Raw genomic sequence first — 20574 nt, forward strand, 5'->3', positions numbered from 1 at the left:
CTTTGCGAGAGCCTGCGGCTCGAGAGATCGGCATGCTGTGGCGGCCGCCAGCCCCCGGTCGGTCGCGCGTCACGCCGCAAGGGCTTTGGAGGGCAGGTCCTGTTCGGCCCAGACGACCTTGCCGTCCGTTGCGGAGCGGGAGCCCCACCTGCGGGACAACTGAGCGACGAGGAAAAGACCGCGGCCCTTCTCGTCGATGATGTGGGGATGACGGGGGCGTGGGTGGCTGGTGTTGCTGTCGGAGACTTCGCACGTCAAGAACTGGTGATGGATGAGCCGTAGGCGGATCGGGCCGCCGCCGTAGCGGATGGCGTTGGTGACCAGTTCACTGACGATCAGCTGCACGGTGGCCACCAGGTGCTCAAGCCCCCATTCGCCGAGCTGACGGGCGGCTGCCTGTCGGGCGATGCGGACAGCGGCCGGCTCGTTCGGCAGTTCCCAGGAGGCGACCTGGGCCGGTTCGAGTCCGCGAGTCCGCGCAAGGAGCAAGGTGACATCGTCGGCCGGGGCCTGAGTCGGCAAGGTCTCGATCACGTGAGAGCACAGGTCTTCCAGGGACGAACCGGACTCTGCCAGGGCGGCGCCCAGGCGATTCAGGCCCACGTCGATGTCGTCGTCGCGGGACTCGACCAGACCGTCGGTGTAGAGCGCGAGCAGAGTTCCCTCGGCCAGTTCCAGTTCCACTGACTCGAAGGGGACCAGACCGAGGCCGAGGCCGAGCGGGGCCCCGGCGGGCATGTCCGGGAAAGTGATGTGGCCCTGCGGGTGGATGATCGCGGGCGGGGGATGCCCGGCCCGCGCCATCGTGCACCGCCGGGTGACCGGGTCGTAGACGGCATACAGACAGGTGGCGCCCACCGCCGCGGGGAGCTGGTCCGGAGCGTCGGCATCTTCCTCGCTCAGCCGCCTGACCGTGTCATCGAGGTGCGCCAGCAGTTCGTGGGGAGGCAGTTCCATGTCAGCGAGCGTGCGCACGGCGGTGCGCAATCGGCCCATCGTCGCCGCGGCGTTGATGCCGTGTCCGACCACATCTCCGACGACGAGGGCCACCCGGGCGCCGGACAGCTTGATCACGTCGAACCAGTCGCCCCCCACGCCGTGGTCCATGTCAGCCGGCACATAGCGCGAGGCCACATCGAGGGCGGCGCCGCCTCCCACATGGTGGGGGAGCAGGTCGCGTTGGAGCGTCAGGGCCGCGGTGCGTTGGCGGGCGTACTGGAGAGCGTTGTCCAGGCTGAGCGCGGCCCGGGTGACGAGCTCCTCGGCGAGGAGGAGGTCGTCCTCCTGGAACGGCGTCGGCTCCTCGGAGCGGCCGAACACGGCCAGTCCCAGCACACAGCGCCGCGCACGGATGGGCACGACCATCAAGGAGTGGACGCCGCTGTCACGGAGCTTCTGCGTTTGCACTGGGTCGTGACTGACCCAGTGGCCTGAATAGGTGTCCAGCACCGATTCCAGGTAAGACCTGCCCGTGCGCAGGGCGGTGGCGAACAGCGAGGTCGGGAAGGGGCGGATCACCTCTTGGCGCACCCACGGCAACTTGAGGATGCCTGGGTCGATGGAGGCCACACCGGCACGGCGCAGCACAGGTGGGCGGCCGTTCGCCTTGCCGGTCCCCGCCGAGGGATCCACGCCGAAGGGAACCGACTCCATCAGGTCGACGACTGCGTGGTCGGCCAGCAGGGGCACGGCAAGGTCGGCCAGTTCCTGCCCGGTCCGCATGACCTCGAGGGTGCTGCCGATGCGCGTGCTGGCTTCGCTGAGGATGGCAAGGCGCTCGCGCGCCCGCCGGTTGCCGGTGACGTCCACGCTCATGGAGCACACTGCCATTGCCGTGCCGTCCGCGTCCTGGAGGCAGAAGAACGAGGCCGAGAACGCGTGCTCCCGGCGCCGGTCCGTCGACGACCACGTCCGGTACTCGTGGACCGTGGTGGTGCCACTCTCCAGCACCTGCCGCATCACCACCTCGAGCGCTTCGGCCTCGACGGCGGGCAGTGAGTCCCGCAGGCGGCGTCCGAACCGTCGCTCAGCAGGAGTGCCGTCGTGGCGCTCCATGACGTCGTTGACCCAGGTACAGCGCAGCTGCGGGTCATAGACGGCGATGCCGATCGGCGCGTGGGCCAGGAGCGACTCCCGCACAGCTCCGTTGGACGCCCCCGAGGACAGGGTGCCTATGTCGGTCACGGACACCAGCCACCGGGTGCCGGCGTCCTGCCCCCACAGCCGTGAGATCCGCAGCGTCATTTTGATGGCGTGGCCGTCGCGGTGGCGCACCGTCACGGTGCCGGACCAGCCATCCTGGGCACGACACTGCTCGGCGAACGCCGAAGCACTCGGGGCGTGTTCGCCGGGCGGCAGCACGTGTGTGGCGGACCGGCCCACCACTTCCCCGGCTGAGTACCCGACAAGCTGCTCGGCGGCGTGCGTCCACCCCACCACGGTCCTCTGCATATCGAGCATCGCTATGGCCGCATCGGGTATCTCTCGGGGGCTCACCGGTTCGGTGAGTGGCGTGTGGTCGGTGTTCGTCATCCGGTTCTTCCCATCGGTGTGAGACAGCGTCGGCTGTGTGGAGTCGGCCCGATCTGTGGCCGTGGTGGAAGGGAAGTCGGCACGACGCCTGCCAACCTTGGACGAGTTTGTCCACTTCTGATGAAATAATCAGATACGACCGCTTTATCGTCAAGCCCCTCGAAACTGATCAAAGCGTCAGATGTGACCGTGTGCTGTCAATCACGCGACCGCGGAGTCGGGATTAGCGGGCCGGGGTAGACGTCCGAGGTCGGCGATGCAATGATGAATTCATCAGAACTGCTGCTCTTATTTATGGAGCATGCCGATGCCAGCCCCACGCAGGAACCGATTCGAACGCCGTCGCGCCGAGACCCGCCAGGCACTCGTCCGCGCCGCGCGGCAGATCCTGGCCGAGTCCGGCGGCACCAGCGCCAGCATCCATGCCATCGCGGAGCGCGCGGATGTGGGCCTCGGCTCCTTCTACAACCACTTCACGGGCAAGCCGGACCTGTTCGACGCGGCCGTGGCCGATGCACTGGAGGAGTACGCCCAAGCCGTCGACGAACGCCTGCACGGCGTCGATGATCCCGCCGAGCGCCTCGCCGGGGGCGTGCGGCTCAGCGCGAACATGGCCGAGTCGTACCCGGAGATCATGCAGATCCTGTGCCACAGCCAGCTCGGTCGGATATGCGCCGGCGACGGACTGGCTCCGCGGGCGAAGCGCGACGTGGAGGAGGGCATGGCCGCAGGGCGGTTCACCGTGGTCGACCCGGTGATCGCCCTGACCGTGCTGAACGGCAGCCTGCTGGCGCTCCTGGAGCTGTGGTGCAACCAGCCCGAGGCCGACAGCGACCAGGCCGCAGGCACACTGGCCGAGATGATCCTGCACATGCTCGGCCTCTCCGCGGACGAGGCCCGTGACCTCGCCCGGCGGCCCCTTCCCGCGACAGCGTGAAGAGCATCCTGTCGCGCACCGGCCGACTGGCGCCGACTGCGCACCGGTTCCTGCGGCCTGCGTAATGTGCCGGGGCGGCTGGTCTCTCTCGCCTGCTGTCGCCGCCCCGCAGGCTCAGAGTTGGATGGGCAGGTGGCGGGGTCCGCGGAGCATGGCGTTCTCGCGGTAGGGGGGCGGGTCCTGGACCAGGCGTGCCGTGCCGAGGTGGGGGAGCAGTGCGCCCAGGGCGGCCTGGGCTTCGATGCGGGCGAGGGGTGCGCCGAAGCAGACGTGGATGCCGCTCCCGAAGCCGAGGTGCTCGTTGTCCGGGCGGGTGGGGTCGAACCGGTCGGGATCGTGGAACCGCTTGGGGTCGCGGTTGCCCGAGGCAAGTACCAGAAGGACGGGGGTACCTTGGGCGATCGGCGTACCGGCGACGTCGATGTCGGCGAGCGGGAGGCGCTCACGTATGTGGACCGGAGGTTCGTAGCGCAGCAGTTCCTCCACCGCTCGCGGCAGCAGGTCGGGGTCACTACGCAGCTGGTCCAGGTGCTCGGGTTGGCGCAGCAAGGTGAGCACCCCGTTGGTGATCAGGTTGACCGTGGTCTCGTGTCCCGCGATGAGGAGCAGCACGGCGGTTTCCGCGAGTTCCTCCTGCGTGAGCCGCAGGGCCGGGTCCGGTTCGTTGACGAAGGCGGAGAGCATGTCGTCGCTCGGCTTGCCACGACGCTGTTCTGCGAGGTTGACCAGGTACCCGCCCATCTCGATGCGCGCCTGGTCGCCCGCCTTGTCCGTCTCGGCGGTGTCCTCTTCGGGCCTGACGTCGGCGGCTGCGACCAGAGCGTCGGACCAGGCCCGGAACAGCGGCTCGTCCTCGCGCGGTACGCCGAGCAGGCGGCAGATCACCGTGACGGGCAGCGGGTAGGCGAAATCGTCGACGATGTCGATCTGCCGACCCGCCTCGAAGGACTCCATCAGTTCCTTGGTGATCCGGTCGATCTCGCCGCGCATGGCGTCGACCCGGCCCGGGCTGTGCGGCGGGCCGAAGGGCCGCATGGCGAGGGTGCGCAGCCTGTGGTGCTCCGGGTCGTCGAGCCGCAGGAACGGCGGCTTGTGTGTCACTTCGCCACGGCTGCGGGGATCGACACTCATCCGCGGGTCGTGGAGCAGGGCGGCGATTTCGTGGTAGGTGCCGACCAGGTAGCTGCCGTTGGCCTGCCGCACCACGGGACCGGCCTCGCGGAGTTCCGCGTACAGCGGGTAGGGGTTGGGGCGGTTCGCGTAGTCGGTGATCCGTGCCAGCAAGGTCTCGGAGGCCATGGTGGCTCCTCGTGGTTGGGCGGGACGTGGGTCAGCGCGTGGGCTGCACCACCGTCAGTCGTCGATCGGGCAGGTGACCGGTGAGCGCCACGGTGGGGCCGTGCGACAGCACGCTCGGGTCGGGCACGTCGGACGGAATCGTGACGTCGGCGGCGATCGCGCGGTCCGCCGCGCCGGGCGGGGGCGGGAACGGAGCGGCCGTCTCGATCAGGTGCTTGTAGTAGTCGAGCGACTTGGCCATGTCGACGGTGACCGCGGCGGTGACCCGTCCCTGGTAGCCGTAGACCACCGCCAGACGGCGAGCCTCCAGAGAGCCCTGGGCGATGACCACGTGGTCGGAGTAGGTGGGCACGCCCACCGACTTGATGTTGAGCCCGAACTGGGTCGACCAGAAAGTCGGGACGGCGAGGTGCGGGCGCCGCAGGGGCCCCGGACTGACCATGTTGTGGGCTGCCACCTCGGCCTGTTCGACCGCGTTGCCCCAGTGCTCCAGGGAGAGCATCTGGTACCCGAACAGCGGGTGTGGGAACCGGGAGACGTCACCGGCCACGAAGACGTCGTCGGTGACTATCCCGTACATGTTGAAGGCCCGGCACCCGGCGTCGCAGGCGATCCCGCGCGGACCCGCCGCCAGCCCGGACTCCGCCAGCCACTCGACGTTGCGGACCGCCCCCAACGCCACCACGCACACATCCGCCTCGACACGACTGCCGTCGGACAGGTCCGCGCCGGTGAACCGGCCGTTCCCGTCCCCGCGCAGAGCGGTGACCGTCACCCCGCAGCGCAGGTCCACGCCGTGATTGCGGTGCATGGCTGCCGCGAGTTTCGCCAGGGTGCCGCCGAGCGCGCCCACAAGGGGCGCGGGGCCGCGTTCTGCGACCGTGACCTCGATACCCCGCTCCCGGCAGGCGGAGGCGATCTCCGAACCGGTGAAACCGGCACCGATCACCAGCACCCGCTCCGGCCCGGCGGCCAGCCGCTCGGCCAGCCTCCCGGCCTCGTCACTGGTGCGCAGGGTGAACACGCCGTCCAGGGAGGCCTCCTCCGCGTCGGGCCAGGGGCGCGCCCGGGTCCCGGTGGCGATCAGCAGCCGGTCGTACGGCAGCGAATCGCCATCGGCCAGCATCACCCGTTTCTCCAAAGGGTCCACGCCGGTGGCGGCTACTCCCAGTCGCCAGTCGGCGTCCGGGTCCCGGCGCATCGGCAGCGCCGTGGTGTCCGCCGGCGCCTTGCCGAGCAGCACCTGCTTGGACAGCGGTGGCCGGTCGTAAGGCGCACAGGGCTCGTCCCCCACCACGGTCAGTGAGCCGGTGAAGCCCTCCTCGCGCAGCGTCTCCGCGGCCCTCAACCCGGCCAGCGACGCGCCGACGATCACGATGCGGCCGTCACTCAGATCACCGGGCACCGGCGCTCACCCCTTCACCGAGGAGGATGGCCTGAACCGGGCACGCCGCCGCAGCCTGGCGCACGCGCTCGACCTGGTCGTCCGGGACGGCCGTGGCGTACAGCAACCCCTCCTCGCCGTGCAGCTCGAACACCTCCGGTGCGAGGAACACGCACTGCGCATAGCCCTGGCAGCGCGTGAGATCCACAACGGCTTGCATCCTCACCACCTCCTCCGTGGCCTCACCCCCTCGCTTCCAGCATGGGGCCGGACCCGGGCGCCCGCATGCCACGGCTCCGGAGACGGAAATCCCGGGCAGCTCGTCCCTCAGGGGTGAGGGCTTGGCCCAGGACGTGGTCGAGTCCGAAGGCTGCGCGGATGAGAGAAGGGTGGGTGAACATCCGGGAATTGCTGCCCAGTTGCTCGGCGGTGTGGCTGGTCTCCTCGGCGTGGAGTCCGAGATGGTCGATGCAGGTGGGCATCTTCTCGAAGGCCAGGCGGACTTCGTCCAGGCGGCCGGCGCGGTTTCGGCGAGAACGTCGAGCTGTTCATGCCGTTGTCGGCCGTGCGGGTCATTCTTGCCGCCTCGACATTTCCATACGGCGTATGGTAATTCTGGAGAGTGCTTCCATACACCGTATGGAAGAGTTTGCTCGGCCACGCCAGGCGCCGCATAGCGCCTGCGTGTGGCCGCTTGGTGTAGATCGCACCAATCGGGAAGGGAAGATCATGAAGAAGCTCACGAGGCGCGTTGCCGTCACCGTTTCCTCCGTGGCGGTCGCGAGTGCCGCTGTTCTTGGTGCCGGGGGTACCGCTTCGGCGGCGACTTCTGCATCCGCGCACGTCCAGCGTCCGGCCGGCAGGGTCTACGCCGGCGACTACCGCTGGGACCACGGTGTCGGCTACCTGGTCGAACTGGGTTACTCCTGGGACGAGATCCGTGGCTGGTATCACGACGGCCAGGTTGAGATCAGCGTTCGCTGACCGCCGCCCAGCCGGGAGTGAAAGCCGATGGAGTCTTTGAAGACCGTCATGCAGGGGGTGGCCGTGCAGCTTGTCATCTCGCGCACCTACTCGCTGCCCATGTGCATGAGCCTGCGGTACGAGCCCGCTGATCCCTATGTCGTCCGTGCCGTCTTCTTCACCGACACCGACAAGCCGGCCGAATGGGTTCTGGGGCGTGATCTTCTGGCCGATGGCCTGACCGGTTCCGCAGGCTGCGGGGACATCCGGGTCTGGCCGCCCGTCGGCCGTGGTGACCAAGCGATGTACATCGTCCTCGGGTCTCCCGCGGGGACCGCCTTGCTCGAGGTTCCCGTGCAGGACGTCAGGACCTTCCTCGAGAACACGGAGGCGCTGGTGCCACGGGGTGCCGAGTCCGGACACGTCGACTGGGAGCTCGAACTGGCGAACTTGTTTGCAAAAGGCTGAGAGAAGCCTCCCAACCGCCGTGCGGATGGGGATCTTTGGCCCGTCACAGAAGAGAAGGAAAGAGAGTTCATGTCCCAGTACCAGCTTCGTGTCTACACATTGCGCAGCCCTGAGGCGCTCGTCGCCTACGAGAACATCTGGGCCAAGCACATTCCCGGTATGGCCAAGCACGGGATCGCCACACATGGCGTCTGGACGGTGCCTGCGGCCCCCGGGAGTGAGGCGCCCCAGCTGTACGCCCTCGTTTCCTACCGGGACGCCGACGACGTTCAGGAGCGGCTGGGGGCATACCTGTCCAGCCCCGAATTCCGCGCGGACATGGAGGGCTTCGACATCAGCCAGATCGTCGGCGTCGCCGAGTCCGTGCTGACGCCCACCGCCGACTCACCCTTGCGGTGACGGGTCCGAGCCGCTCGAAGTCTGCGGCGACCTTCTCGGTCGTGTCAGAACGCCGCGGAACTCGGCCAAGGCGCTCGCCGGACGGCAACGGGTATGGACGAGATCGGCGAGGTCGGGGGGAGTTGCGGAAGACCGGTTGAGTGCGTGTCAGTACGGGCGGCCGACGCTCAGTGACATGGAGGCCCAGCCGGCCGGGGAGTGAACGCGTACCGGCGACACCGTGCGCGAGGCTTCGGCTGCTGCCGCGTCCGCGGCTCGCCCGGCCGAGTCATGCGCAGGATCGTCGTCCGGAGTGCGAGCGAGCCGTACGGCAGCGTCCAGGCCCTGGCCGCCGCCAGACACTGCGGTTCCCGGAACCTTACGAGACCAGGGACGAGGCACGCCATCCAGGCGAGCGAACCAGCGACAAGGGTGAGACTACGGGCAGGTCGGGCGTCCGCATGGAGAGGGCCTTCCCGGATCTGATGGGTGCCTCCTCATGCGCCGCAGCCTGAGGCCGCCCGACCACGGCTGCCCTCAGGCCGCAAGCTTCAGGACTGCGAAATCAACTGTGAAAGTTGAGCCGCGGCCCGGGCCCTGGCCGTCACGACTGGTGTCGAGTCGGCTCTCCAGGCCCATGATGATCGTGTCCAGCGGCAGGTGGAAGACGTGGTTCTGGGCATGGCCTGGATGGGGGCTCGTATCGCCGACAGGGGGGTGGGTCTCGCCCACTGGTGGTGCGCGCCGTTGAGTTCGGCGGTGAGGACTCCGGTGATGACGGCGTCCACGGAGCGGTGATCTGCGGGATCTCCGAGTGTCGCACCCCTGCGGCGCCAGGAACGCGGTGACTCTGCTGCGCAATTCCTGATGTTCACGCTGCGGGCGGCGCTGCGTCCGGCGGCCAGGACGAGGGCGCGCAGGATGCTGTGCGGCATCGGGTGGGCGGGCCGGGTGGCCTCGGCCGCTGCAGGGCGGGCGCTCGGGTCGCGCCTCCCTCGGGTAGGCGGTCGTGGCGCCCTTGAAGGCGACCGCGTAGGCCAGGCCGCGCTCGGCCAGGTCGGGAAGCCGGTGGCATCCGTTAGCTGGCATCGGTGAGTCCTCATGCACTCCCTCGTAGACCGGCTTTGGCGCAACGCGGAGAAGGCGGCGGGCTTCTTGCGCAGGATCACCACACACTGGCTTCGGCACATCTTCGCCTAATACTCCAGTCGCGGTTCTCCATTACCGCTGGTCAGAGGCCTTGTTTGGAGTGTAGTTGGCTGACGCTGTATCAGGGCGGTGGCGGTTCGTGACTCACCCGATCGGGGCGCGTGCGGCGTTGGTAGTGGCGGTGGTGGGCAATGGCTTGGTGGCGTCGGCGCCAGTAAGGCCAGTGGAGCCGGTGTGAGGGTGGCTGGAGCCGGGTCGTCGGGGAACGGGCAAGATCCAGGAGCCAATGTGCTGCACCAGCGTCAACCCGCCCGCGCGACTCGTCCGGTCGGGCGGGCCGCCTCTCGTCCCGGGTTGGTCCGATTGGTCGGATCTGCCGGTGGGTCGCGCCGGGACGTTCCGGGCGGCGGCAGAGCCGAGGTTATGAATGCGTCACCTGACCATCCGTGAGCATCAACCTCAGGAGCCACACGATGCGCCCCATCAGAGCAGCCAGTCTCGGCACGACCACTGCGCTGGTTACCCTTCTCGCCTGCGCCCCTGTCGCGGCCGCCACGACGGGCACCGATTCCGCCCACGCCAAGGGCGGAGACCGGGTCATCACACTCATCGGCCGGCTCGCGCAGCAGACGCGCTTCCCCGTCAACCCCGGCGGCGGCCCCGCCCAGGGCGATCGGACCGTCTTCCGCTCGATCCTCTTCGACCAGTACGGCAACCAGGTCGGCGACACCGGCGGCACCTGCACCACCACCCGGGTCGACAATGGCGGAGCGGAGGAGTGCGTCGTGACCTACAACTTCCCGGGCGGCCAGCTCTCCGTGCAGGGGACGGTCTTCGGCATTCTCAACCCGGGCCCTCCCCCTTCGTTCGACAACGGGATCACCGGCGGCACCGGGGAATTCGACCGGGCTCGTGGCTCGGTCCACGCCGACACGATCGCTCCGGGCACGAGGCGCTTCACGATCGACCTCGACCGCTGACTGACCCTGCCCCCGCCCGGTGAGAAGGCTGGCCCGTCCACGGCACGGCCCACCGGCTCGATTGATCCCCCTGGCGACGCCGCCACCAGGCTCGATCCCAGGCCATCGACTATCAGCGACAAGCCGCCCAGACATGAAGATCACGACCTTACAGCGGGTACTCCAGTCGCGGTTCTCTATTTTCCCTGGTCACAGGCCTTGTTTGGAGTGTAGTTGGCTGACGCTGCATCAGGGCGGTGGCGGTTCGTGACTCACCCGATCGGGGCGCGTGCGGCGTTGGTAGTGGCGGTGGTGGACAATGGCTTGGTGGCGTCGGCGCCAGTAAGGCCAGTGGAGCCGGTGTGAGAGTGGCTGGAGCCAGGTCGTCGGGGGACAGGCAAGATCCAGGAGCCGTCGCACTTCTGCCACGGTGAGGGGAACGAGACTGCTCGGACCGTTTCTGCGGCCCCCTTTTCGAGGGCGTGGGCGGTCATCGCTGCCAGGAATGCGCGGGCGGTCATGGCCAGGGTGATGTGGCGGTACCAGCCCACGTAGCGGCGGACCTCGTACTGGTCCAGGCCGCACTCGTTCTTGGCCTCCTGGAAGCACTCCTCGATGGCCCACCGCGAACCGGCTACCCGAACCAGCTCGGAGACGGTCGTGTCCGCCTGGGCAAAGGCGAGGTAGTACGCGATCTCCTCGGGGTGGGTCAGGCTGCGACGGGCCAGTACCCAGCGATCGTGCGTGCGTGCGTGCCTCGCCGTCCGCATGGTCGTCAACGGGGAGTTTGGCTGCGGCCCAGTCGTAGCCCCGAGGACCCTTCGTGCCGTCCCCGCACGAGATCCGCTCCCAAGCGTCCGGGGCACCGGTCAGGACATGGTCAATGCGCCGGCTTCCGCAGGTGACTTGACCTGCTGTGACTTGGGAACCGTCAGGACATAGTTCACACCTGCCTCCTCCAGCATCCGCCGGAAGCCCCGTTCCTGGCCGTAGGCCGCATCAGCGGTCACCCAGGCGATCGACAGCGCGGAGTCAAGCGCCCTCAACACCATCGCACGTGCCAGATCCGGCTTCGTCGCAAAGGACCTGCCCTCAGGAATCCTCGCCGTGCGGCACTGATCCGGCTCATCCATCCACGACCTGGGCAGATAAAGCTCCCGATCCACCAAGGTCCGCCCCTTCGTAGAGGTATAGGCGGCGAACACACCGATCTGGCAGTTCTCGGTGCGGTCGGCCGTCCCCGAGTATTGGCGCCGCACCCCGGCCGAGACCGTGCCTTTCTTCAGGAAGCCAGTGTCGTCCACGATCAGCACACCGTGAGGTCGCCCGAGCCGCTCGGCGACGTAATCCTGCAGGTCATCACGGATCTCGTCCGGATTCCACTGGCGCCATGACAGCAGCCGCCGCAGGCCGTACGGGGTGGCATGGCCGGCGTGCTCGGCGAGCTGCCAGCTGTTCTTCCGGCCGACCGGCCGAGCAGCCCGCGCACGTAGTCCTGCATCCGCCGCCGCGGCTCGATACGCGAGAACCGCTGGCCCATCCGCAGCAGCAATGACTCCAACTCGGTGGCCCACAGCCCTGCTTCGATATCCGACTCCATGACAGGCTCAACGCACCCTGATCGAGTGAGTCACGAACCGCCATCGCCCTGATGCGGCGTCAGCCGACTACACTCCAAACAAGGCCTGTGACCAGGGAAAATAGAGAACCGCGACTGGAGTACTAATACTTCAGTGGCACTTATCGCGGGGCTGACGCTGGGCTTGAGCAAGGGGTGAGGTCACGAGGACAGTGCTGCCCGCTCGGATTCGGCCAGCAATATGCAGAACTCGTTGCCCTCCGGGTCGGCGAGAACGACCCAGCCCCAGCCGTCGGGCTTGCGGCGATCGGCGACCAGGGAAGCGCCCAGCTTCAGCAGCCGCTCAACCTCTGCGTCCCGTGAGGTGTCCGGACGCAGGCATAGATGAAGCCTGTTCTTGGCCGACTTCGGCTCTGGAACCTCGTTGAAGTGCAAAGCCGGGCCGCCGGGCAGCATGATCTCGGATTCGTCGTCACCCGGTTCGTCCTCGGGATCCAGCGGGTGTCCGGTCACATCGCTCCAGAACCGCGCCAGTTGGTAGGCGTTCGCGCAGTCGATCGCTATGTTCGTCACCATTGAGGCCATGCGCGCGATCATGTCCGAGTGGCGCCCTGCCCGCCACCAGAATATGGCCACACCCGCAGCCTACTACTGGAGCCGAGATTACGGGAGTCGGTGGCCTCGGCGGCGGGAGTGGCTGAGTCGGGCCCGGTGTTGATGGCGTCGGCGCCAGCGTGACCAGTGCAGGATGTGACCGGCTTCGTGCCGGACGGCATGGGCGAATCTGCTCAGCAGGCGGCGGATCTCGCTCACGCTCAGTCGGATCAGGTCGCGGCCGGCTCCCCCTTTTCGTGCTCGGTCGCGCGGATGGCAGTCAGGTGGACGGCGGCGGTCATGGCCAGGGTGATGTGCCGGTACCAGGCCGGGTACTGGCGTACCTGGTAGTGGTCCAGGCCGGTCTCGTTCTTCGCGGCCTGGAAGCACTCCTTGATCGCCCAACGGGCGCCGGCGGCCCGCACGATTTCCGCCAGCGCAGTACCCGCCGGGGCATGGGTGGGGTAGTAGGCACGCTCGCCGTCGGCGAGGCTGCGGGCGGATCAGCAGGGCGTCGTCGAAGAGGTCGTCGCTGCCCCCAGGCATCGGGACCAGGGCCCAGGCATATTCGCGTAAGCCGTGGGCGCCATCGCCGGCGGAGCGGATCTCCCAGACATGATCCGGCAGGATCGCCGAGACGGTGCGGGCGTTTTGCCCGCGCGGCCCGCATCGATGCTTGGAGGCGATCGCCAGCACGTAGCTCAGGCGCTGCTCGGCCAGCCAGCCGCGCAGGACCGGGTCCTGGCCGTAGACCTCGTCGCCGATCACCCAGCGAAACGGCACCTTGGCGGCGAGCACCCGCGCCCAACGCCCGCCCCCTCGTAGGGGCGTAGGCCAAGAACACCCCCAGCTGGCAGTTGTCGATCTTCCCGGAGGTGCCGGTGTACTGCCGCTGCACGCCGGCTGACCGGGTGCCCTTCTTGATGAAGCCGGTCTCGTCCACGGCCAGCACGCCGTCTTCGGCGCCCAGATGCTCCAGCACGAACCTAGGCGGCCGGTCTGGAGGCTCTATACGCTCGGATCGGTGGGCATTTCCGGAGGTCGGAGCCGTGTCGGCGGGCCCAACGGAGTATCTGCGCGGACTGCTCGCGCCCTTGGAGCGCAAGAACGGCTGGATGCCGGCCGAGCAGGCCGGGGAGCTGTGCCCGGACGGTACGCAGCGGCTGCTGAACCAGGCCGACTGGGACGCCGACGCGGTCCGCGACGAGGTGCGCGGCGGGTGCACCTCATCAACCCTGACGTCCCCACCCATGCCCAGCTCAACGAACAGCCCGACCACCGGGCACAGCAACCGTGGCAGCAGTACTGAGCCGGCCTGTCGAAGGGCGTTCCAGTGACGGACGTGGCTGAGTGGCTGGGGCATCGCGATCCGAGGATCACCCACCCGACAGGAACCAGGGCCCGTCCTGCCCGTTCCGGGTGCTGTACGTAGGTCCGTAGGAGTCATCGCCACCACGGGCGGTGAGCCCTCTCGTCGGCCCGCCGGAACGCACGGCCCACCCGGGCAAGAGATTTCCATACGCCGTACGGCTTGATAGCATACATTGTATGGAAAGAGCGAAGCCTACCCCTAGAGGAACTCGGAAGAGGGATGTGCCTCTGACCGAGGCAGGGATCTGCACCTCCGCCCTGCGGCTGATCGACGCGGACGGGGTCGAGGCGCTCACGATGCGCAAACTCGCCGCGGCGCTGGACGCGAACCCGATGTCGCTGTACCACCACGTGCCGAACAAGGACGCATTGCTGCGTGGCGTGGCGAGAATGGTCGGCGCCCGGTTCCGCACCGTGACGCTGGAGGACGCGCCCTGGCAGGAGCGTATGCGCCTGCTTGCCACGGATTTCCGGACGCTGGCACACCGCCATCCCAACTTCATGGCTTACTCGTTCAGCCAGCCGGACTTCATCCAGCCCGAAGATCCCTTCTGGGTCGCGCTCACCGCCGTATTGGACGCTGCAGGGGTGCCGCATTCGGAGATCCCGCAACTCGCCGCGCTCGTGTGCGCCGTCGTCATCGGCGTGATGATCGCCGAGCTCAACGGCGCGCTCCACCGGTGGTCGAACCTCCAGCCCACCACACCCGCCTCCGGCGAGGACGGGCCGACGAACGAGGGCTTTGGCGAGGACCGGATGTTCCGCCTGGTGCTGGACACGATCATCAGCGGCCTGGAAAGCCGGCTCACAGCCGATCACGCCGGTGGGCGCGGGGGTCAGCACCCGCAGAACTCCCAGCGCGCCTCCGGACGCATCCCCCGTCAACTCAGCCCACCGGTCGCACGCTGCGAAGGAGAGCCCATGGGCAATCGCGCCTCGGATCTGGCGGCCGGTTTCGAGTCGAAAGAGCAGTGACGACCAAAAGCCCAGACATGCTGCTTTTGTTCAGCGGTAAGGGAGTTCAGTCATGCCTGCAGCTCTGATCCACGGCGTCCCGACACCCACTCTGTGGCGGGACTGCGTGCGCCGACACCTGATCCGGAGCGATGTCGAGGCTTGGGATCGGCCCGGCTTCGGTACGTCCCGGCCGCGCGGCTTCGGCTCCACCAAGGAGGAGTACGTCGATTGGCTCATGGAGCGGGTGGGCGAGCCGATGGACCTGGTCTGCCATGACTGGGACTGCATCATCACCGCGCGCGTCGCTTCCCTGCGGCCGGACCTCGTTCGTACGTGGACCGGCCGCAGCGCTCCGGTCAGTGCCGAGTACGTCTGGCATCCGCTGACCAAGATCTGGCAGGACCCGGTCGAGGGCGACCGGTTCATGGGCGAGCTCTACCCGGCGTCCTTCGCCATGGAGTCCTGGGTCTCCCCGAGCCCGTCCTCGGTGATGAATCAGGTGATCAGTACGTTGGTGTCGGGGAAGTAGAACTGTTTCGTGCCGGCGGGCACGGCCGCGGACAGTTCGAACGCCCCGCCCAGGTCCGCGTCCAGGATGGCGGCGAACACGCTCGGGGAGTCGAAGGGCGGGCAGCAGTACCAGTCGATGGTCCCGTCGGTACCTACCAGGGCCGCTGTGCGCAGATCCCCGATCAGGCTGTGCTCGGCGATCGGCAGGTACCGGGCTGACTGGTGCGCAGGTACCGGGCTGACTAGTGCTGTGTCGCCGCTCCGGGCATCGCAGCGGCCTCCTTGGGATCCTGCCTCGACTATGGCCCTTCGCTGTCGCTGCGGCACCAGGTCGGCCCGGCGGAGACACCGCCGGACCGCGCACCGCCGCACCGGAGCTGTTCCGCTTCCGTCACACCCTCTCGCGGGCTCGTGCGACATGGTTCTCCACTCCGGCGACCGCGGCGTCCAGCGCGGAAGTGAACATGGTGTCGATCACGTCCTTGGAGGGCGGGGGCGCGTCTTCCTCGTCGGCGTCCGACGGTGCCGGTGGCAGGGTGGCCCACCGCTGCAGTGCCCCGTTCAGTTCGCTGAGCAGCAGACCCGTGAACACACCGACCAGGGTTGCGGCAACGCGCGGAATCTCCTCCTCGGGCAGTTTCGCGGCGGCCAGGATGTCGATCAGTGCCTGCCAGAAGGGGTCCTCCCGCTGCACGTAGTCGGGGCGCGTGAAGGAATACCCCATCAGTTTCGGGTGGCGGTGCGACAGTTCGCGGAAGTCCCGGGCCAGTTCACGCAGCCGGTCCTGCCAGGGGACGCCCTCCCGCTGCCCCGCGCTGAACTGCGAACCGACCCGGTGGGCCACGCCGCGCAGCACGGCGTCCTTGTTCGACACGTGGTGGTACAGCGACATCGGGTTCGCATCGAGCGCGGTCGCGAGTTTGCGCATGGTGAGCGCCTCGACCCCGTCGGCGTCGATGAGCTGCAACGCCATGGCGTAGATGCCGTCCGTGGTGAGCGGTACGTCCCTCTTTCTCGTGCCCCGAGTGGGCTTACGTTCAGTAGCCATACGGTGTATGGTAGCAGCGTCGGCAGCCGCCGAGGACAGTGGCACCGTTTTCACCCCTCCGTTCATCCGGCTTCGCGGCGGTGGGGCTGGTTACGGTGCTGTGCGCGCTGGTGGGCGGTGCCGACTGACAGCGAGCGGTGGACAGTCCCGGACTGGTGGCCTTGGTGGGCGACGAGGTCGCCAAGGCGCGCCTTGAACGGGAAAGGCACGACTGGAAGCCGTGCTCGAGGAGTGCGGCAAGGCGCTTGAGCAGCGGCTTCAGCGCACTGCCGCTTAGGGTCTGTCCGGCGGATCATGCCGCAGACGTGGGGCTTGGCACGCACATCTGCGGCGTTGTCGTCGGTCGCCGACGCTCCGCGTCGACGCCCTCCTCCGCCTTGCAGCTGGACGCACCAAGCCCCGCTCGCCGGCGTCGATGAGGCACCGCCCGTTTCCTGCGACCTGATCCGCCGGACAGGCCCTAACGCGGGCAGACATGGAACCAGGCAAGACGTGTCGGCCGCCCCCCTTTCCTGGTGTGCTCGCCTGTGGCGGCAGATCGCAGGTATGTCCTGCCCAGGAGACCCTGGCGAAACCCGGCTTGCCAGCTCCCACGGACTGATGCCGGACTGATCGAGCGCGGCGTAGAGATCAGAGGCGCCACCGCGAGGCGGCACGCGCGCCTGCTTCTCCGGTGCTGTCGTCAGCCGCCAACGCACATGGGTGCAGACCCGATCTCCGTGATGCGTACCGGCAGGCGGGGGCGTTGGCTGCTCGCCAGGATGTCCCCGCGGCCGCCGTCGCGGATCGTAGGTGTCCTCCATCGGTCGCATTCGCCAGGAGAAGCCCGGTCAAGCCGCCGGCTGACGACGGCCGGTCTCGCCCCCCTCGCCTCCTCCGGTCGGGAGTGCGTTCGGAAACGCCTGATCTTGATCGACCCCGCTGCGCGAGCGGCGTCGTCCCTGATGAGCCGAACATTCCTGTTTCTCGCTCCCAGGCCCGCCGATGGAGTTTCCATACGTCGTATGGTATCACTGAAGGCATACAGCGTATGGAAACCGGGTGTTGCCGTACCGGCGCCCCGCCACACCGAATGCCGCCCTTGCCTGCCTTTCCCCTTGAAGGAGCCAGCCATGACCACACAGCCCGAGACCGACCTGCGGCCCATCCGGTCTCCGCGGGGGGTCCCGCTCTTCGGCCACACGCCGCAGATCCCCAGCACCAACCCGGTGGAGTACTTCGGCAGGCTGACCAAACAGTTCCCCGAGGGGCTCTACGGCATGGAGATCGCCGGCATCGAGCAGGTCTTCGTCTGGGACCCGGACCTGGTGGCCGAGGTCTGCGACGAGACGCGGTTCTTCAAGCAGATCGACAAGACGCCACTGGCCCACGTCCGGGACTACGCGGGAGCCGGCCTCTTCACGGCCCACCAGCACGAAGAGGAATGGGGCATGGCGCACCGAGTCCTCCTCCCGGCCTTCAGTCAGCGGGCGATGAAGGGCTACTTCGGGCAGATGCTGGAGATCGCCCAGAACCTGGTGGGCAAGTGGGAGCGCAGGGAGGGCCGGCCGGTCAATATCACCGACGACTACACCCGGCTGACCCTGGACACCATCGCCCTGTCGGGTTTCGGTTACCGGTTCGACTCCTTCGCCAAGGAGGATCTGCACCCCTTCCTCAACGCGCTGCTGCAGGCGCTGGTTGAGTCGCTGCGGCGCTCGCAGGAGCTGCCGATGATGACCAAGATGCGCAAGTCCGATGACAAGAAGTACCGCGAGAACATCCGGCTGATGCGGGACCTGGTCGAGAGTGTGATCAAGGAGCGCCGTGAGGGGATGGGCACGGGTGAGGATGACCTGCTGGGCCTGATGCTGGAAGCCACGGACCCGGAGACCGGCAAGGGGCTGGACGACGACAACGTCCGTGACCAGGTGGTGACGTTCCTGATCGCCGGTCACGAGACCACCAGCGGTCTGCTGTCGTTCGCCACGTACTCGCTGATGCGCAACCCACACATCCTCGCCCAGGCCTACGCCGAGGTGGACCGGCTGCTGCCGGGTGACACGGTCCCGGACTACGACACGATCATGCAGATGGACGTGATCCCGCGGATCCTGGAGGAGACCCTGCGCCTGTGGGCTCCCATCCCGATGATCGGCAAGTCCCCGCTGGAGGACACCGTCATCGGCGGCTGCTACGGGCTGAAGAAGGGAGCGCGGGTCAACATCCTTGAGGGTCCGCTGCACACCCACCCCAAGGCGTGGGAGCGGCCGGAGGAGTTCGACATCAACCGGTGGCTGCCGGAGAACCGGGTCAACCACCACCCGCACGCCTACAAGCCGTTCGGCAACGGCGTGCGTGCCTGCATCGGCCGGCAGTTCGCGCTCACCGAGGCCCGTCTGGCCCTCGCGCTGGTGCTGCAGAAGTTCAAGTTCGCCGACACCGACGACTACAAGATGGACGTCAAGGAGGCGCTGACGCGCAAGCCCGGCGGCTTCGAACTGAACGTGCGGGCCCGTCAGGAGCACGAGCGGACCGTGTTCGGCGCAGTGGACCTGCAGACCGACGACACGCGGGCGCAGGCCGCGGTCAGCGGTGTCGGAGTGAACCTGACCGTCGCCTACGGCTCCAGCCTGGGCTCGTGCGAGGACCTGGCGCGCACCATCGCCGACCGCGGTGAGCGCTCCGGATTCGGCACCACCTTGGTCGGCCTGGACGAGTTGGGTGACAACCTGCCCACCGAGGGCCTGCTCGTCGTCGTGGCCTCCAGCTACAACGGCAAGGCCCCGGACAACGCGCAGCGTTTCGACGACCTGCTCGCCACCGGACTCCCGGAGGGCTCGCTGTCCAACGTGCGGTTCGCGCTGCTGGGTGCCGGCAACACCCAGTGGGTGGCCACCTACCAGGGCTTCCCCAAGCGGATCGAGGCAGGCCTGCTGGCCGCCGGTGCCACCCGCGTCATCGAGCGCGGCATCGCGGACGCCGCAGGTGACTTCGACGGCATGGCCACCCGCTGGATGGACACCCTGTGGACCACCCTGGCCGAGGAGTACGCCGCCGACACCTCCGAAACCACCGGGCCGCGCTTCGAGGTCCAGCTGCTCACCGAGGCGGACGTGCGTCCCGCGATCGTCTCCGAGCAGGCCTACCCCCTCACGATCGTGGCCAACGAGGAGCTGGTCAGCGACGCGACCGGGCTGTGGGACTTCAGCATCGAGCCGCCACGCCCGGCCGCGAAGTCCATCACCATCGAACTCCCCGACGGTGTCACCTACGACACCGGCAACCACCTGGCCGTGTTCGCCAAGAACGAGCCGCAGCTGGTCGACCGAGCCCTCGCGCGGCTCGGCGTCGACCGCGACCAGGTCCTGCGTCTGGACCAGCCCGCCGGCGGCCGCACCCACCTTCCGGTGGGCACGCCCGTCACCGCGGGTCTGCTGTTCACCGAGTTCGTGGAGCTGCAGGACGTGGCCACCCGCTCGCAGATACAGACGCTGGCCGGCCACACCGACTGCCCGTGGACCCGGCCGCAACTGGAGGCCTATGCGGCTGACACCATCGAGGCCGAGGAGCGCTACCAGAGTGAGATCCTGGGCAAGCGCGTCTCCGTGCTCAACCTGCTGCAGCGCTTCCCGGCGGTCGAACTGCCGCTGGCGGTCTTCCTGGAGATGATGGGCCCGATCCGCCCGCGCTTCTACTCCATCTCCTCCTCCCCGCTGGCCGATCCGCGGCACGTGCGGCTGACTGTCGGTCTGCTGGAAGGCCCGGCCCTGTCCGGCGACGGCCGGTACCGCGGCACCTGCTCCTCCTACATCGCAGGCCTCAATCCCGGGGACGTCTTCTACGGCTACGTGCGCGTGCCCTCCCCGACCTTCGCCCCGCCGGCCGACCCCGCCACGCCGCTGCTCCTCATCGGCCCCGGCACCGGCATCGCGCCGCTGCGCGGCTTCCTGGAGGAGCGTGCCCACCAGCACGCGAACGGCACCCGGGTGGGCCTGTCCCAGGTCTTCGTCGGCTGCCGCCACCCGGAGCACGACTACTTCTACCGCCAGGAGATGCAGGACTGGGAGCAGACCGGGATCGCCCAGGTGCACACCGCCTTCTCCGCGGTGACCGGACACCCGGCCCGGTTCGTCCAGGACGCCATCGCAGGCGCCGCCGACACCGTGTGGCAGGCCATCCAGGACGGCGCGTACCTCTACGTCTGCGGCGACGGCCGCCGCATGGCACCCGCCGTGCGCGGGGCGCTCGCCGCCATCTACCGCAAGCACACCGGCAGCGACGACGAAGCCGCCCAGCAGTGGCTCGCCCAACTGGAAGCGGACGAGCGCTACCAGCAGGACGTCTTCGCCTGACCCCCCAGACGCCGGGAGGCGTGCGGCGTACCTGTCGTCCCGCGCGCCTTCCGGCCACCACTCACCCGCGAGGCACCACACGGCACCCATCGGCCCGAACCGCCGGGAGTGC

16 protein-coding genes and 3 pseudogenes are annotated in these 20574 nt (G+C 68.3%); 9 read left to right on the top strand and 10 right to left on the bottom strand.

Features of this window, described 5'->3' with window-relative positions:
* Positions 1–69: 69 nt before the first annotated feature.
* A complete protein-coding gene (locus ACFZDJ_RS49970; protein WP_391069559.1) occupies positions 70–2532 on the bottom strand; it encodes a SpoIIE family protein phosphatase in 2463 nt (820 codons plus the stop codon).
* 301 nt (positions 2533–2833) lie between these two features.
* Here ACFZDJ_RS49970 and ACFZDJ_RS49975 point away from each other — a divergent pair, with 301 nt between their 5' ends.
* Positions 2834–3469 (top strand): TetR family transcriptional regulator, encoded by a 636-nt coding sequence (locus ACFZDJ_RS49975; RefSeq protein WP_391069561.1) that lies wholly within the window; start codon positions 2834–2836, stop codon positions 3467–3469.
* A 114-nt stretch (positions 3470–3583) separates the two neighbouring features.
* Here ACFZDJ_RS49975 and ACFZDJ_RS49980 read toward each other — a convergent pair whose 3' ends face one another.
* Genes ACFZDJ_RS49980 through ACFZDJ_RS49990 form a run of 3 tightly spaced genes read right to left on the bottom strand, consistent with a single transcriptional unit; the run spans position 3584 to position 6372 of the window.
* Positions 3584–4768: a cytochrome P450 gene (locus tag ACFZDJ_RS49980; RefSeq protein WP_391069563.1), complete on the bottom strand. Its 1185-nt coding sequence runs from the start codon at positions 4766–4768 to the stop codon at positions 3584–3586.
* A 31-nt stretch (positions 4769–4799) separates the two neighbouring features.
* Complete coding sequence (locus ACFZDJ_RS49985; protein WP_390937350.1) at positions 4800–6173, bottom strand: FAD-dependent oxidoreductase; 1374 nt, start codon at positions 6171–6173, stop codon at positions 4800–4802.
* Positions 6163–6372 (bottom strand): ferredoxin, encoded by a 210-nt coding sequence (locus tag ACFZDJ_RS49990; protein ID WP_384924483.1) that lies wholly within the window; start codon positions 6370–6372, stop codon positions 6163–6165. The genes ACFZDJ_RS49985 and ACFZDJ_RS49990 overlap by 11 nt, the downstream gene beginning before the upstream one ends.
* A gap of 509 nt (positions 6373–6881) precedes the next feature.
* On the opposite strand from ACFZDJ_RS49990, the gene ACFZDJ_RS49995 reads away from it, so the two are divergent.
* From ACFZDJ_RS49995 to ACFZDJ_RS50010, 4 genes are all read left to right on the top strand, one after another.
* Positions 6882–7136: a hypothetical protein gene (locus ACFZDJ_RS49995; RefSeq protein ID WP_390937347.1), complete on the top strand. Its 255-nt coding sequence runs from the start codon at positions 6882–6884 to the stop codon at positions 7134–7136.
* 27 nt (positions 7137–7163) lie between these two features.
* On the top strand, positions 7164–7583 hold the full coding sequence (locus ACFZDJ_RS50000; protein WP_391069564.1) for an SsgA family sporulation/cell division regulator: 420 nt from the start codon (positions 7164–7166) through the stop codon (positions 7581–7583).
* Positions 7584–7652: 69 nt separating this feature from the next.
* Positions 7653–7982 carry an NIPSNAP family protein gene (locus ACFZDJ_RS50005; protein WP_391069566.1) on the top strand — a complete coding sequence of 110 codons (330 nt, stop codon included), beginning with the start codon at positions 7653–7655 and terminating at the stop codon, positions 7980–7982.
* A 1601-nt stretch (positions 7983–9583) separates the two neighbouring features.
* Complete coding sequence (locus ACFZDJ_RS50010) at positions 9584–10090, top strand: hypothetical protein (protein WP_390937339.1); 507 nt, start codon at positions 9584–9586, stop codon at positions 10088–10090.
* Between the two features lie 434 nt (positions 10091–10524).
* On the opposite strand, the pseudogene ACFZDJ_RS50015 reads toward ACFZDJ_RS50010, so the two are convergent.
* The 4 genes and pseudogenes from ACFZDJ_RS50015 to ACFZDJ_RS50030 form a co-directional block, all read right to left on the bottom strand.
* A pseudogene (locus ACFZDJ_RS50015) lies at positions 10525–11669 on the bottom strand (IS701 family transposase); the annotation flags it as partial.
* 180 nt (positions 11670–11849) lie between these two features.
* The gene (locus ACFZDJ_RS50020; RefSeq protein WP_384924504.1) at positions 11850–12233 is read right to left on the bottom strand and encodes a VOC family protein; all 384 of its coding nucleotides are present in this window, start codon (positions 12231–12233) and stop codon (positions 11850–11852) included.
* A 239-nt stretch (positions 12234–12472) separates the two neighbouring features.
* Positions 12473–12667, bottom strand: coding sequence for a hypothetical protein (locus ACFZDJ_RS50025; protein ID WP_391069672.1), 195 nt, complete (start codon positions 12665–12667; stop codon positions 12473–12475).
* A gap of 401 nt (positions 12668–13068) precedes the next feature.
* Positions 13069–13224, bottom strand: a pseudogene (locus ACFZDJ_RS50030) (transposase); the annotation flags it as partial.
* 67 nt (positions 13225–13291) lie between these two features.
* Here ACFZDJ_RS50030 and ACFZDJ_RS50035 point away from each other — a divergent pair.
* From ACFZDJ_RS50035 to ACFZDJ_RS50045, 3 genes are all read left to right on the top strand, one after another.
* Entirely contained in the window at positions 13292–13579 is a 288-nt protein-coding gene (locus ACFZDJ_RS50035; protein ID WP_391069567.1) for a hypothetical protein, read from the top strand.
* Between the two features lie 256 nt (positions 13580–13835).
* A complete protein-coding gene (locus ACFZDJ_RS50040; RefSeq protein ID WP_391069569.1) occupies positions 13836–14588 on the top strand; it encodes a TetR family transcriptional regulator in 753 nt (250 codons plus the stop codon).
* Between the two features lie 52 nt (positions 14589–14640).
* A complete protein-coding gene (locus tag ACFZDJ_RS50045; protein WP_391069571.1) occupies positions 14641–15099 on the top strand; it encodes an alpha/beta fold hydrolase in 459 nt (152 codons plus the stop codon).
* Here the strand turns inward: ACFZDJ_RS50045 and ACFZDJ_RS50050 are convergent.
* A pseudogene (locus tag ACFZDJ_RS50050) lies at positions 15069–15287 on the bottom strand (trehalase-like domain-containing protein); the annotation flags it as partial. The gene ACFZDJ_RS50045 and the pseudogene ACFZDJ_RS50050 overlap by 31 nt on opposite strands.
* 184 nt (positions 15288–15471) lie before the next feature.
* Positions 15472–16128: a TetR family transcriptional regulator gene (locus ACFZDJ_RS50055; RefSeq protein WP_391069573.1), complete on the bottom strand. Its 657-nt coding sequence runs from the start codon at positions 16126–16128 to the stop codon at positions 15472–15474.
* A 1112-nt stretch (positions 16129–17240) separates the two neighbouring features.
* On the opposite strand from ACFZDJ_RS50055, the gene ACFZDJ_RS50060 reads away from it, so the two are divergent.
* A complete protein-coding gene (locus tag ACFZDJ_RS50060; protein ID WP_391069575.1) occupies positions 17241–20462 on the top strand; it encodes a cytochrome P450 in 3222 nt (1073 codons plus the stop codon).
* Positions 20463–20574 lie beyond the last annotated feature (112 nt).

It is taken from the genome of Streptomyces sp. NPDC007896 (genome assembly GCF_042959425.1).
In the GTDB taxonomy this organism is placed as follows: domain Bacteria; phylum Actinomycetota; class Actinomycetes; order Streptomycetales; family Streptomycetaceae; genus Streptomyces.